At 62.5% G+C, this 13,649-nt stretch carries 13 protein-coding genes; 10 read left to right on the forward strand and 3 right to left on the reverse strand.

Going from position 1 to position 13,649, the window contains the following annotated elements; translation table 11 throughout:
- Window positions 1-57 precede the first annotated feature (57 nt).
- The 5 genes from P3G66_RS04495 (at window position 58) to P3G66_RS04515 (ending at window position 5,325) form a co-directional block, all read left to right on the forward strand.
- A complete protein-coding gene (locus P3G66_RS04495) occupies window positions 58-1,341 on the forward strand; it encodes an ABC transporter substrate-binding protein (protein ID WP_003939841.1) in 1,284 nt (427 codons plus the stop codon).
- A 13-nt stretch (window positions 1,342-1,354) separates the two neighbouring features.
- Entirely contained in the window at window positions 1,355-3,076 is a 1,722-nt protein-coding gene (locus tag P3G66_RS04500; protein WP_276116242.1) for a class I adenylate-forming enzyme family protein, read from the forward strand.
- On the forward strand, window positions 3,073-3,474 hold the full coding sequence (locus P3G66_RS04505) for a nuclear transport factor 2 family protein (RefSeq protein WP_054825548.1): 402 nt from the start codon (window positions 3,073-3,075) through the stop codon (window positions 3,472-3,474). The genes P3G66_RS04500 and P3G66_RS04505 overlap by 4 nt, the downstream gene beginning before the upstream one ends.
- Window positions 3,455-4,459, forward strand: a complete 1,005-nt coding sequence (locus P3G66_RS04510) for an LLM class F420-dependent oxidoreductase (RefSeq protein WP_235808373.1) — start codon at window positions 3,455-3,457, stop codon at window positions 4,457-4,459. The genes P3G66_RS04505 and P3G66_RS04510 overlap by 20 nt, the downstream gene beginning before the upstream one ends.
- Before the next feature lie 65 nt (window positions 4,460-4,524).
- Window positions 4,525-5,325: a crotonase/enoyl-CoA hydratase family protein gene (locus P3G66_RS04515; RefSeq protein WP_276116243.1), complete on the forward strand. Its 801-nt coding sequence runs from the start codon at window positions 4,525-4,527 to the stop codon at window positions 5,323-5,325.
- Between the two features lie 46 nt (window positions 5,326-5,371).
- Here P3G66_RS04515 and P3G66_RS04520 read toward each other — a convergent pair whose 3' ends face one another.
- Both P3G66_RS04520 and P3G66_RS04525 read right to left on the reverse strand, forming a co-directional pair.
- Window positions 5,372-6,673 (reverse strand): MFS transporter, encoded by a 1,302-nt coding sequence (locus tag P3G66_RS04520; protein WP_099698277.1) that lies wholly within the window; start codon window positions 6,671-6,673, stop codon window positions 5,372-5,374.
- Window positions 6,674-6,940: 267 nt separating this feature from the next.
- A complete protein-coding gene (locus P3G66_RS04525) occupies window positions 6,941-8,128 on the reverse strand; it encodes an ROK family transcriptional regulator (protein WP_003946405.1) in 1,188 nt (395 codons plus the stop codon).
- A gap of 194 nt (window positions 8,129-8,322) precedes the next feature.
- Between P3G66_RS04525 and P3G66_RS04530 the strand changes: the two genes are divergently transcribed.
- The 3 genes from P3G66_RS04530 to xylB all read left to right on the forward strand — a co-directional run bounded on the left by P3G66_RS04530 (window position 8,323) and on the right by xylB (window position 10,362).
- Entirely contained in the window at window positions 8,323-8,553 is a 231-nt protein-coding gene (locus tag P3G66_RS04530) for a DUF3263 domain-containing protein (protein ID WP_020970382.1), read from the forward strand.
- A 69-nt stretch (window positions 8,554-8,622) separates the two neighbouring features.
- Window positions 8,623-8,940: a WhiB family transcriptional regulator gene (locus tag P3G66_RS04535; RefSeq protein ID WP_003946343.1), complete on the forward strand. Its 318-nt coding sequence runs from the start codon at window positions 8,623-8,625 to the stop codon at window positions 8,938-8,940.
- Window positions 8,941-8,964: 24 nt separating this feature from the next.
- A complete protein-coding gene (gene xylB, locus P3G66_RS04540; RefSeq protein ID WP_276116244.1) occupies window positions 8,965-10,362 on the forward strand; it encodes a xylulokinase in 1,398 nt (465 codons plus the stop codon).
- Window positions 10,363-10,369: 7 nt separating this feature from the next.
- On the opposite strand, the gene P3G66_RS04545 is transcribed toward xylB, so the two are convergent.
- Window positions 10,370-11,086 carry an HAD-IA family hydrolase gene (locus P3G66_RS04545; protein ID WP_003946350.1) on the reverse strand — a complete coding sequence of 239 codons (717 nt, stop codon included), beginning with the start codon at window positions 11,084-11,086 and terminating at the stop codon, window positions 10,370-10,372.
- Between the two features lie 142 nt (window positions 11,087-11,228).
- Here P3G66_RS04545 and cycA point away from each other — a divergent pair, with 142 nt between their 5' ends.
- Window positions 11,229-12,692: a D-serine/D-alanine/glycine transporter gene (gene cycA, locus P3G66_RS04550; RefSeq protein WP_003946351.1), complete on the forward strand. Its 1,464-nt coding sequence runs from the start codon at window positions 11,229-11,231 to the stop codon at window positions 12,690-12,692.
- Between the two features lie 122 nt (window positions 12,693-12,814).
- Entirely contained in the window at window positions 12,815-13,585 is a 771-nt protein-coding gene (locus P3G66_RS04555) for a M23 family metallopeptidase (RefSeq protein WP_003946431.1), read from the forward strand.
- Window positions 13,586-13,649 lie beyond the last annotated feature (64 nt).

Consider the following 13,649-nt stretch of genomic DNA (forward strand, 5'->3'; position numbering starts at 1 on the left):
CGCCGTCTCCCTCGCCCACTCTCGTTTCTCTCAACTCACAGCAAGGAACTGGACGATATGAAAAGGCAGACCACGATTCCCGCAGTCATCGCCGCTGCGGCACTACTCCTTTCGGCCTGCGGAGGTAACTCCGACGCAGAGAGCAACACGTCGACCTCGGCCGGAGCAGTATCGGTCGACGACTGCAGCGATCCCAGTGGTGCCGCGGCGCCGATCACCGACAAACTCACGGTGGGGTGGAGTGGGCCGACGTCCGGCCCGCTCGCCGACGCGGTCGGCAACGTGATCGAAGGAATGCGAGCACGGTTCGAGGTCGAGAACGCGGCCGGCGGCGTCGGCGGCGTCAAGCTCGACGTCGTGGTCAAGGACGATGCCTTCTCCCCGGAGCGCGCCAAAGCCAATGTCGGAGAGTTCATTCAGAAGGACAAGGTCGACGTTCTGGGCACGTTCGGAGCAGGCCAGTTGAACGCCATCGCGGACGACCAGACCACTGCCTGTGTTCCGCTGCTCTTCGCGCAGGCAGGCATGCCCGAGTTCCGGGTGATCGAAGACTTTCCGTGGACCACGGAGTATCTACCGGATCCGGGCGTCGAGATGGAGGTAGTGGTCGAAAGCCTGAAGAAGAAGTATCCGAGCGGCGCCAAGGTTGCCTTGGCCACGAACCAGACCGAGTCCGGACAAGGGATCGCCAACGGCTTCAAGTCCGCGATCGAAGGAACGAACTTCGAGATCGCAGCCGAAGAGGCGCTGACCGACCCCAAGACGGCGGCATCGACCCTCAAAGCCAGTGGCGCCGAGGTATTGGTGGTGGCCGGTGTCACCACCGATTGCCTCGCGATCACTCAGGCGATCGGACGTGTCGGATGGAAGCCCGACACCGTGATTCAACCGTCGAACTGCGTCGACGGTGCGACGCTGTATGCGCCCGCCGGTGATGCTGCCGACGGGCAGCAGGTGATGGTGTGGCTCAAGGATCCCAACAACGCCCTCTACAAGGACGACGCGGCGGTACGTGACTACCTGGCCGGTGCGGCTGCTCACGGTGCCGATTCCCCGACCAACAGCTACACCGTGAACGGCTGGGCCATCGGTGACCTGTTGGTGGACAACTTCACTCGGGCCTCTGAGTCGTCTGACGGACTCTCACGCGCCAGCATCATGAGTGCCGCACGAACGCAGGACTACCACCCGCCGATGTTCATCGACGGAATCAAATTCACGATGACCGCGGACCATGCATTGGGAATCCTGGCATTCCAGCCGTTCGAATGGAACGCCGCTACCCAGGCGTTCGAGAAGCAGGGCGACGTGATCGACATTTCCGGCCGTTACGAGAACTGAAACGAGTACGCGAATGAACAAGGCACACAGGGGATTGCATCCTCGCGTCAAGGTGGACGAATACACCTCGAAAGGGTGGTGGTCCGACGAGACGATCGATCAGGTGTTCCGGGCGCAGGTGCGGGTACGCGGTGACGAACTTGCCGTGGTTGATCCGGCGAACCGGAGCGAGTTGTCCGGCGGAGATTCGCGACGCCTCAGTTGGAACCAACTGGAGAGCGAAGTCATCGCGCTCGCTGCCGGCTTCTCCGAGGTGGGTTTGGGCCGGGGAGATGTTCTGGGCGTGCAGATGCCCAATACCGTCGAATTGGTCGAGGTCTACCTTGCAGCGTGGTCTCTGGGGATCGTGGTCTCGCCGTTGCCCATGCAGTACCGCGAACGTGAAGTGGAAGGAATGGCAAACCAGGCGGCGTTTGCAGCATTTGTCACCGTACCCAGTTTTGGTGACAGACTCCCTGCTACGGAGATCGCTGCAATCAGATCCCGGATTCCTTCTCTGAGATCGGTGTTCGCCTACGCTCCCGAATCAGAGCTTCCGGCTGAGCTTCCTACCGGCGTCGTGGGGCTGAGTCCTCGGGCGGCCACCGAAACACAGCGCAGTGAATTGGATGTACGAATCACCGAAGATCCCAACGACCCCAACGATGCGATGACGATCTGTTGGACCTCCGGGACCGAAAGCGAACCGAAGGGGGTCCCACGTTCGCACTACGAGTGGCTGGCCATCTGCTGGGCCACGATCGACGCTCCCGACATCGTCGTCGGCGACGTCTTGTTGAACCCGTTCCCGATGGTCAACATGGCCGGAATCAACGGAATGTTCCTGCCGTGGATCCGCACGGGATGTGTACTGGTACAGCACCACCCGTTCGATCTTCGAGTATTCCTCGGGCAGATCGAGGCCGAGCGCGTGACGTACACGGTAGCGCCGCCTGCGCTGTTGTGGATGCTGCTCGCCGACGAGTCGATGCTCGCGGCGGTCGACCTGTCGAGCTTGACTCGGATCGGTTCGGGTTCGGTGCCACTGCAACCTCCGATGGTCCGGGGATGGCAGGAGCGATACGGAATCGGAGTCATCAACTTCTTCGGATCCAACGAAGGCATCAGTCTGCTCTCCTCGCCTGCGGACATGCCGGATCCGGACGACCGCGCACGGTACTTCCCCCGCTTCGGTGTCGAGAACTTTCGCTGGAGCACCAGAATCTCCGACTGGATGGACGTGCGCTTGGTCGACGTGGTCACCGGCGAGGACATCACCGAAGTCGGGCACCCGGGTGAGTTGCGAATCAGCGGACCGACGGTCTTTGCCGGCTATCTCGGCGATCGGCCGTCTCCGTTCGACGAGCGCGGATTCCTCTGCACCGGCGACATCTTCGAGATTGCCGGTGATCACGGACAATTCCTACGCTACCTGGATCGAGGCAAGGACCTGGTGATCCGCGGTGGAATGAACATCGCCCCAGCCGAACTGGAGGGATTGATCGCCGAGCATCCGGCCGTTGCGGATGTGGCCGTCATCGGCGACCCCGACGAAGTACTCGGTGAGCGCGTCGCAGCAGTGGTGACACTTCGACCCGAGACGGAACTCGAACTCGATGCTCTGGTTGCGTTCCTGAAGGACAAGCGCATCGCGTCGTACAAACTTCCCGAGCGGCTGGAGATTCGGAAAGAACTGCCGCGCAATTCGACCGGAAAGATCCTCAAGCGTGAGCTTCGACAGAAGAGTGTGGCATGAGTGTGATGAACGACAGTGACAAGCTTGCGTTGGCGCGTGAGATGTTCCAGGCGTGGGACGTCATGGACTGGACACGCGTCGTCGACTTGTTCGCCGAGGACGGTGTGCTCCACAGTGTCATGCAGGAACCTCTTGTCGGCAAGGAGGCCGTTGCGGGCCGAATTGCGTTACTGGCAAGCAAGTGTGAACGGATCACACTGAAGATCGAGTCTCTCGGCGTGATCGACGGAAGGGTATTTGTGCAGCGAGTGGACGACTTCCACTTCGACGGTACCCATGGCGTCGTTCCTGTTGTCGGAATCCTCAGCATGGCAGACGGACGGATCACCGAGTGGCTCGAGTACTACGACCGTCCGACACTGTTGAAGGGAATGGGTCTTGTCTCCGACTTCGAGTAGAGGTTTGCCGACCATCGACATCTCCCTGGGGTTGTGGCAGGACCGTCCGCCGCGGGAGGTGACCACTACCGCGCGCCTCGCCGACAAACTCGGGTTCGGCCGAGTGTGGGTGGGGGAGATGGCGACGTACGACGCCTTTGCTCTGGCGACGTCGGTCGGCGTCGGCTTCGAGTACTCCGAACTGGTGGTCGGCCCACTCGCGGTGACGGTTCGTGATCCGGCGATGATCGCGATCGGGGCGGCGTCGGTGGCCGATCTCACCGGGCGCCACGTGTCGATCGCCTTGGGTACGTCCAGCACTGTCGTGGTCGAAAAATGGCATGGACGAAGCAGGTCCGGGGCAGCTCGGGCGCTCGCGGAGTCCGCCCGCGGTGTGCGAGCGCTCATGAACGGCGAGCGGGGTGAAGTCGCCGGCACGGTGATGCGGACCAGTGGATACCGGCTGCGACTTCAACCGCCGGGCGGCCGGCTGATCGTTGCGGCATTCGGGGACAAGGCGCTTCGGGCCGCGGTGGAGTTGGGCGACGAACTGGTGCTCAATCTGGTCAGCCCGGAGCAAGCGGGGCGCCTGATCACACGGTGCAAGGAAATCGCTGCCGAGTTGGAAACCGGCATGCCTTTCGTGTCGGTGTGGGCACCGGCTGCCGTCGCCGAGAATGGACCGTCACAGGTGTCGATCGATCAACTTCGACGCGGGCTCGTACCGTATCTGGCTGCTCCGGGGTACTCGGACATGTTCGTCCGCGCGGGCTTCGCTGATGTGATCGAGGCAGCCAGGGCCGGGGCCGCGCCGCGCGAGCTCTTGAGCCAGGTCTCGGACGCGATGGTGGCAACGGTGGGAATCGTCGGGACTCCGGCCGATGCCCGCGAGCAACTCGAGGCGTACCGAGCGGCGGGAGTGGACTCCGTCGTGGCCGTGCCTTCATCCACTGATTCGGATCCTGCCGGCAAAGTGACCATGGAACTTCTTGCGGAGATGGCATGACGGACCCCCGACGAACTTACTCTCAGGTAAGTTCGTCGGGGGTCCGTCTAACCGAAGGAGTAGCCGTGAGTGATCGCGTTCGTGTCGAGGTAGTGCAGTCGGTGGCGTACGTGACGCTCAGCCGACCGGAGAAACTCAACGGTCTCGATCTGGACATGCTCGACGCCCTGGTGGACGCCGCTCGAACTATCGAAGCTGATCGTTCGATCCGGGGCGTGATTCTTCAAGGCGCGGGTGACGCGTTCTCGGCCGGGTTGGACTTCGCCTCTGCGGGTAAGCAACCGAGGCGCATGGCGAAGGCCTTCGCGAAGTTTCCCGGTCAGAAGACCAACCTCTTTCAACGCGCGTGCTGGGTGTGGCGCGAATTGCCCGTTCCGGTCATCGCGGTCATTCACGGGCACTGCTTCGGTGGTGGACTGCAATTGGCGCTCGCCGCAGACTTTCGATTCTCCACGCCCGATTGCACGTTCTCGGTGATGGAGGCGAAGTGGGGATTGATCCCCGACATGACCGGAACGGTCACGATGCGCGAACTCGCGACGATGGACGTCGTGAAGCGCCTTGCCATGACTGCTGAACTGTTCGACGGAAATCAGGCTCTCGAGTGGGGATTCGTGAGCGGAGTCAGCGACGATCCGATCAAACCGGCACAGGAACTGTTGTCGCAGATCACGACTCGCTCGCCGGATGCCGTCGCAGCAACGAAGACCTTGCTGCACAAGACCTGGAACCGCTCGCCTCGCGGTGCGTTCTGGATCGAGTCGCGGATTCAGTTGGCGCTGATGCGAGGCAAGAACCACAAGATCGTGCGTACAGCGAATGCTGCGAAGAAGTTGCCGGAGTTCGCCATTCGAAAGTTCGGCTGACAAACTCCGGCATCGCGACGCCGTTGGGCGTCCACATTCAGGTCGATCACACCATCAGGTCTCGTCCTGATCGATCCTTGATGAGCATCGTGGCGACGAACGAGACCGCGGCCAGCAGGGCGAGGTAGATCGAGATGGCAAGGGTGCCACCGGTCTTGCCGAGGAGCCACTGTGCGACGGTGGGAGCAAAGGCGCCGCCGAAGATGGTGCCTACCGCGTAGGAGATCGACGCACCGCTGTAACGGATCGAAGCCGGGAACAGTTCGGCGAACAACGCGGGTTGAGGTCCGTACGACAGCCCGAGTCCGACCGAGAACAGGATCATCGCCACGTAGATCCAGCCGAGATTCCCGGTGTCGACGAGGAGGAAGAACGGCACCGCGAAGAGGACCATTGCGAGGTTGCCCACGTTCATCACCGTGGTGCGGCCGCGTCGATCCGACCAGTAGGCACCGATCATGGTGAAAACGCCCCACGTGACGGCACTTGCGAGCGTGGCAATCAGGAGTTCGGTCTTACCCAGGCCATAGGTCTTGGTTGCGTACGCGACGATGAATCCGCCGATCACCATGTAGCCGTTGCCGTTTGTGCCGATGAAGGACAGCGCAGCGAGTACGACCTGCTTCGGGTGTTTCTTGAACAGAGTTCGGATAGGCGTGTTGCTCTCGGTGCGGCGTTCCTTGAGTTCGGCGAATACGGGTGACTCGCTGACCTTGCTTCGAATGTAGAAGCCGACGCCGATCAACACGACGCTGAGCAGGAACGGCACTCGCCATCCCCAGGTGGTGAACTGTTCGTCCGTGAGGGTGAACGTGCACAGTGCCAAAACGCCGGTGGCGAGCAACATTCCGAGCGGTACTCCCATCTGTACGAACGCTCCGAAGAATCCTCGACGCTTGGTGGGTGCGTGTTCGACGGCAAGAAGAGCGGCCCCGCCCCATTCGCCGCCCGTCGAGAATCCTTGGACGACGCGAAGCAGGATCAACAGGATCGGTGCCCAGATTCCGATCGATGCATACGTCGGCAGCACACCGATGAGAACCGTCGCGGCACCCATCATCGCCAACGTCGCGACCAGGACACGTTTGCGGCCGAGCCTGTCGCCGAGATAGCCGGCCACGATGGCACCGAGCGGACGGAAGACAAAGCTGATGCCGACCGTGACGTAGGAGACGATCTGGCCGGCCGAGCCCATCGGCTTGAAGAACAGGTCGGCAAAGATCAGGGCGGCAGCTTGGGCGTAGATGAAGAAGTCGTACCACTCGACGGTGGTGCCGACCATCGACGCCATCGCGGCGCGGTCGTATTCCTTCGCGGCGGGCTTGGTGCCAGTTCTGGTTGTGGTCATCGAGCTACTTTCTGCCAGTCACGTGGTTCACCGACACGGTGAAACTGCGAAGTCGGAACAGGGGAGAAACGCTGTTCGATCTGCGACGTTGCCGGTGTGCTCGGTGCATGCTTTTGGCTGACTCGGAGCGTTCCTGCGCGATCTCATCGTCGATATCGGCAACCGAATGATCGGTAGGTAATGAATTATGCAGAAGTGTGAGCGTCAACACAAGCGATGCCGGAAAAGTCTGATTGTTTGATGCGGAGCGTGCGAGAAGTCAGCGACTCACGTGTGGAGTGACGCCGCGATCCGCAGATCGATTTCCCTGGCGCTGAGCAGATGGTCGAGGACGAGAACCGCACAACCGAGGATGCCGGATTGTGCGCCGTGGCTGACCGAAGCGATCTGAAGCTTTCGGGTGGCAAGCGCCGTTGCGTTGCCGTAGACGGACTCCCGAAGCCCGGCGAGGAAGAGTTCGTCCGCCTCGGCCATGTCGCCGCCGATGATCAGGACCTCGGGATTGAGGAGATTGACCGCGCCGGAAATGACGTCGCCGATCAGTCGGCCGCTGCTTCTGATGAGCCGGCGGGCTTCGCTGTCGCCGTCCAGGGCGAGGCGGACGACATCACGCACGTGACCGACGCTTCGGCCCTGATCTCGGAGGGCGTGCACGAGAGCCCAACCGCTGGCGACGGTTTCGACGCAGCCGACGTCGCCGCAGCGACACTTCATGCCCCGCGCTGCAGCGGTTTTGGTATGCCCGATCTCGCCGGACGCTCCGAGTGAACCGCGTTGGAGGACTCCGCCCATGACGATTCCTGCGCCGAGGCCGGTTGACGCCTTGATCATCAGGAGGTTGGGCGCACTCTCGCGTCGCTCGCTCAATTCGGCCAGAGCCATCACGTTGGCATCGTTGTCCGCGAACAGCGGAGCCGTGGTCACCGATGCCAGATAGGGGGCAAGCGCGACTCCGTCCCACCCCGCCATCATCGGAGAGTCGAGGCTTGCTCCCGCGGCGACGTCGACCGTTCCGGGAATGCTCAGTCCGATTCCGATGACCTCGGTAGACGCGCGGTGGACCTGGGCCAGTAGTGACGAAAGATGCTCGGCAATTTCGGGCATCAGTTCGTCGGGGCCGACCCCGACCGACTTGTCGATGTCTTCTGCCGCGAGGATCGTGCCCGCCAGGTCGGTGACGGCAAGTTGTGCCCGCGATCGACCGATTGCCACGACGAGAACCACGCCGGACGAGTTCGCGAAGGTGAGAGTGGACGGCGGCCGGCCGCCCGTCGACGGGCCCTCGTCGTCATCGGCAATCAAACCAAGCGATTGAAGTGCTGCAACCCTGGCCGATACCGCCGTCCTGGACAGGCCGGTGAGCTTCCCGATCTCGCTGCGCGTGGTCGCGGAACCGCTGCGTATCAGCGTGAATACCTCTCCCGCGGTGGCCGGAGTCGTGGACGGTCGGGTCATTGTCCTATTCAAGCATTCCTCGTCGGTAACTTCAGCGTGCGAAAGTTCGCATACTTTGTCCACAAAAAGACGTAAGTAGGTCTTGTGAAAAAGCAGAAGTAGGCATAGTCTGTGTCTTGACTCACTGCCACGGGCGTCCGAGGAGACGAGTCGCAGTTTCTGTGAAGCAGGGCGCACAAACAGGGGAGAACCTGATGAGCCGCACCGATACACAAGAGATCGTCGAGTTCGCACGTAAGTGGCAGCAGTTCGACGGTGGACCTGACGAAGAGATCTTTGTAACCTTCGGCCTCGCCCCGGACGAGTATTTCCGCAGGCTGCAGGCAATTCTCGACGACGGCGTCGTAGCGCTGACTCCGCCGGTCACCGGCGAACTCGCAACGGTCTGTGCACATCGACTCGGCCAATCGGCCAGGCGTCGATAAGTCCGACCCGGCGTCAGCCCAGAGTCACCCGAATCCGTGTCACCCGAGTAAGGAATTGAGGTCGCCATCATGCACAAGCACCTTCCGATGCCGTACCCGACCGCCGAAGTGTGGGACTGGCAGCTGCAGGGAGCGTGCCGCGGGCACGATTCCGCGGTGTACTTCCATCCGGACGGCGAGCGTGGACACGCCCGCGAGAACCGTGAACGCAACGCCAAGAAGGTCTGCGCGACGTGCCCTGTACTCCAGCAGTGCCGCGAACACGCACTCTCCGTCCACGAGCCGTACGGCATCTGGGGTGGAATGACGGAGACCGAGCGCGCAGAATATGTGCGATCGCTGCGTAAGCGCAGCAACCGGATGCCCGCGGTCGCCAACGCGAGCTGACGGTCCTTCGGAAAGGACGCCAGTGTGACCCTCGTAGCCGGTATCGATTCGTCTACCCAGTCGTGCAAAGTCATTGTCCGTGATGCCGATTCGGGAGAGCTGGTACGAGAAGGGCGGGCGGCGCATCCCGTCGGTACCGAGATAGATCCGGCATGCTGGCTCGAGGCGATGGACAGTGCAATCGCCGCAGCGGGTGGGCTCGGCGACGTCGCAGCCGTATCGGTCGGAGCTCAACAGCACGGCATGGTGTGTATGGACAGTGGCGGCGAGGTCGTCAGACCGGCGTTGCTGTGGAACGACACTCGGTCGGCGAAGGCCGCGACCGATCTGGTCGAAGAGCTCGGCGGACCCAAGGCGTGGGCCGACGCAGTTGGTGTAGTTCCGGTCGCCGCGGTCACGGCAAGCAAGCTTCGATGGCTGGCAGATCACGAACCCGGCAACGCCGATCGCACTGCCGCGGTGTGTCTTCCGCATGACTGGTTGTCCTGGAAGTTGGGTGGGTCCGGCTCGATCGAGGAGCTTGCCACCGACGCGGGCGACGCCAGTGGAACCGGCTATTATGCTGCCTCGACGCGCGAATATCGTAAAGATTTGCTGGCGTTGGCATTTCGCGGTCGAACCCCGCATGTTCCCCGAGTTGCATCGCCGAACGAAAAGATCGGAAGTACACGTTCCGGAGGTATTGTCGGGCCTGGCACCGGTGACAATGCCGCAGCCGCACTGGGTTTGGGGGCAGTTCCCGGTGACGTGATCATCTCGATCGGAACATCCGGCGTCGTCTCGGCTGTATCGGCCACCCCCACGCATGATCCCGGCGGGAACGTGGCAGGATTCGCGGACGCAACCGGCCTGCACTTGCCGCTGGTGTGCACTCTCAACGGCGCGCGCATTCTTGATGCGACGGCGTCCATTCTCGGTGTCGATCACGCCGAACTGTCGCGGTTGGCGTTGAAGGCGCCCCTCGGAAACGACGGGCTGGTCATGATTCCGTACTTCGAGGGTGAACGGACGCCCAACCGCCCTGACGCCACGGGGGCCATGCACGGATTCCGGCTGCAGAACTCGACGCCTGCGCACTTTGCACGAGCCGCAATCGAAGGGCTCCTGTGCGGCTTGGCCGACGGCGTCGACGACCTGGTTCGTCAAGGCGTCGAGGTGAAGCGAGTTCTCCTCGTGGGAGGCGGAGCGAAGTCGCGCGCTCTCTGTGAGATCGCGCCGGCAATTCTCGGAGTGCCGGTCGTGATCCCTGCTCCGGGTGAGTACGTCGCCGAAGGGGCATGCAGGCAAGCAGCATGGGCACTGTCCGGGGACACGCAGCCGCCGGTGTGGCCGAAACCGGAAGAGCGACGATTCGACGCCGAACCAGCTCCCCACGTGCGCGAGCGCTACGCGGCGTTGCGCGAACTCACCGAAGGTGTCTGAGCGCTCCTTACAGAAGCCCGAACTTCCGCACTGCGTCGAGTAGCGCGTGCGGGCGTTCGGTCGTCGGCAGGGGATCGACGAGTGCGAACTGGCAACCGACGTCTCGGGCAGCGCCGTCGGCGATCTCGCTGTCACCGACCATCAGGGTCTGCGCCGCATCCACATCGAGTTGTGCGAGGGCGTACTCGAAGATCGCCGGTTCGGGCTTGACTGCACCTACCTCGAACGAGAGGACGAACTCGTCGACCCAGACGTCCCAGCCGCGGTCGGCGAACGCCGGACGGATGTCGAAGGCGATGTTGCTCAAGACGGCAGTGCGTATGCCCTTCTCCGACAGTGACTTCAGGACCTCGCCGGTATCCGGGTACGGCGACCACTGATCCGGATCGACCAGCAGGGCGTAGAAAGCTTCGGCCCGAACCGGATCGGGCACCCCGGACTTACTCAACACGTCGAGGTAAGCCTGACGATGCAACTTCGGATCCCGGTCGCGGTTCTCCCACGCGTAGATCCCCGCTTCGTCCATCTCCACGGTTCTGCCCACCGGCGCGGTCATCCGACGCATCAGCTCGGCTTGAGCGTGCACGTCGAGCGGATCGCCTTGGTGATCGACGAGGTGCTCGGTCCAATCGTCGCTCTCCTCCAAACGGAAGAGGGTTCCGGAGAAATCGAACAGCGTCGCGGCGATATGTCCGTCTTGATGGGCCGTGCTGTCAGTGTTCACCTCGACAGGTTATCGGCGTCCGCTTTCCGATGCGTGATGTGAGCCAGTGCACGCGTACTTTGAGAGAGCACATTTTCCGAGGTTCCCCCGACGGGCACGATTTCGATGCCCCGGATGAACCGTATGACGAGGGGGATCCTCCGTGTCCGACCACGCGAATACACCAGACCTGACGAAGCCGTCCGGCGAAGACCCCCACCTCTCACGTCAGCTGTCCAACCGGCATATCCAGCTGATCGCCATCGGTGGTGCCATCGGCACCGGACTGTTCATGGGATCGGGCAAGACGATCTCGCTCGCCGGGCCCTCCGTGATCTTCGTGTACATGATCATCGGATTCATGCTCTTCTTCGTCATGCGGGCGATGGGGGAGCTGCTGCTCTCGAACATGGCGTACAAGTCGTTCTCCGACTTCGCCGCGGATCTGCTGGGCCCCTGGGCGGGATTCTTCACCGGCTGGACCTACTGGTTCTGTTGGATCGTCACCGGCATCGCGGACGTCATCGCGATTTCCGGGTACTTCAAGTACTGGTGGCCAGGGCTCGCGGCGTGGATTCCTGCTTTGCTGACGATCGCGGCGCTGTTGCTCCTCAATCTCCCGACCGTTCGCGCCTTCGGTGAAACCGAGTTCTGGTTCGCGCTGATCAAGATCATCGCCATCGTCAGCCTGATCGTCGTCGGCATCGTCATGGTCGTCTCCGGGTTCACGGCGCCGAACGGTGCCACCTCGGGTATCGACAACCTCTGGAACGACGGCGGGATGTTCCCGACCGGATTCATGGGCTTCGTCGCCGGCTTCCAGATCGCCGTGTTCGCCTTCGTGGGTATCGAGCTCGTCGGCACGACGGCAGCCGAGGCGAAGGACCCGGAGAAGAACCTGCCGAAGGCCATCAACTCCATCCCCATTCGTGTCCTGCTGTTCTACGTCGTTGCACTGACCGTGATCATCGCGGTGACTCCGTGGCGTGAAATCAGCGCAGACAAGAGTCCGTTCGTCGCCATGTTCACACTCGCCGGCCTCGGCATCGCTGCTTCTGTCATCAACTTCGTCGTGCTGACCTCCGCTGCATCTTCGGCCAACTCGGGTATCTACTCCACCTCGCGCATGGTGTTCGGCCTTGCGCAGGAAGGCGACGCACCGAGGGCCCTCGGCAAGCTGAACTCACGCAAGGTCCCCGCGAACGCCCTGATGTTCTCGTGCATCTTCCTGCTGGCGTCGTTGATCCTGCTGTTCTCGGGCGATTCCGTGATCGAGGCCTTCACCGTCGTCACGACCATTTCGGCGCTGCTGTTCATGTTCGTATGGACGATCATCCTGGCGAGCTACATGGTGTACCGGAAGCGTCGTCCGCACCTGCACGAGGCGTCGAAGTTCAAGATGCCCGGCGGCATCGTGATGTGCTGGGTCGTGCTCGCGTTCTTCGTCTTCATTCTCTGGGCACTGACAACCAAGGACGACACCCTGCAGGCACTTCTCGTCACGCCGATCTGGTTCGTGGTTCTGGGCATCGCGTGGGCGATCATCCGGCGTCGACCCGCTCACCGGGCACGATACGACGCATTCAAGTCAGAACTGGACGCCAGCCGACAGAACGGCGACAAATAGTTTTGGTCAAGATCGGGTAACGGTGGCGGCCGCCTTGATCAAACTGTTACATTCTTCGGCAGACAGAGGAGCGGGCTTCATCAGAAGGACGCTGCACGCCGACGACTGACGGAGTACACACTGTGGGAAACCACCACCGCACGGGCAATGACGATGTTGTCTTCGAGATCGATCCCGAGGCAGCAAGCGGCCGCCACCGCACCCCGTCGGCTGGCCCTGGTGCCGGTGTCAAGGCAGGTGTCGTAGCTGCGGCTACCGGTGCACTCCTCGTCGGTGCAGGCCAGATGGGCGCAGGAACCGCTGCTGCGGCGCCGGCAACACAGACCATCGCCGGCATCGAAATCCCGCAGGGTCTGCTCCCCGAGGGCGTTGTCGTTCCGGCTGAATTGGCGGCACTTCCGGCTCTCGACATCCCCGAGCTTCCCGATTTTGCTGCCGACCTCAACACGCAGGCACAGCAGTTCCTCGCTGGGATCAACCCCGGCACCTCAGCTCGTACCGTGCAGCCGGTGTCCGGAACGCTGACCTCCACCTTCGGTTCGCGCTGGGGAGCACACCACGGCGGCCTCGACATCGCGGCTCCGATCGGTACGCCGATTCTGGCTGCAGCCGACGGCCAGGTCATCGACGCCGGCCCGGCGTCAGGTTTCGGCCTCTGGGTCCGCGTCCAGCACGACGACGGCACGGTCACCACGTACGGCCACGTCAACGACTACCAGGTCAACGTCGGCCAGCGCGTCAACGCCGGCCAGCAGATCGCCACCGTGGGTAACCGTGGCCAGTCCACCGGCCCGCACCTGCACTTCGAGGTTGCCGAGAACGGCGCAAAGGTCGATCCCGCAGCGTGGCTGCAGGCTCGCGGCGTAGCTGTCACCTGGGTCGACAACTCGTAGAAGAAACTTTCGGAGAACTGCGGTGGCGTCGGGAAATTCTTCCCGGTGCCACCGCAGTTCTCGT

Origin of the sequence: Rhodococcus sp. C3V (assembly GCF_029269915.1) — a bacterium.
Classification (GTDB): domain Bacteria; phylum Actinomycetota; class Actinomycetes; order Mycobacteriales; family Mycobacteriaceae; genus Rhodococcus_F; species Rhodococcus_F qingshengii.

What these genes read in the sequence shown, in the direction of transcription:
- P3G66_RS04495 (WP_003939841.1), top strand. Translation starts at nt 58, where the DNA reads ATGAAAAGGCAGACCACGATTCCCGCAGTCATCGCCGCTGCGGCACTA.
- P3G66_RS04500 (WP_276116242.1), top strand. Translation starts at nt 1,355, where the DNA reads ATGAACAAGGCACACAGGGGATTGCATCCTCGCGTCAAGGTGGACGAA.
- P3G66_RS04505 (WP_054825548.1), top strand. Translation starts at nt 3,073, where the DNA reads ATGAGTGTGATGAACGACAGTGACAAGCTTGCGTTGGCGCGTGAGATG.
- P3G66_RS04520 (WP_099698277.1), bottom strand. Translation starts at nt 6,673, where the DNA reads ATGACCACAACCAGAACTGGCACCAAGCCCGCCGCGAAGGAATACGAC.
- P3G66_RS04525 (WP_003946405.1), bottom strand. Translation starts at nt 8,128, where the DNA reads ATGACCCGACCGTCCACGACTCCGGCCACCGCGGGAGAGGTATTCACG.
- P3G66_RS04530 (WP_020970382.1), top strand. Translation starts at nt 8,323, where the DNA reads ATGAGCCGCACCGATACACAAGAGATCGTCGAGTTCGCACGTAAGTGG.
- P3G66_RS04535 (WP_003946343.1), top strand. Translation starts at nt 8,623, where the DNA reads ATGCACAAGCACCTTCCGATGCCGTACCCGACCGCCGAAGTGTGGGAC.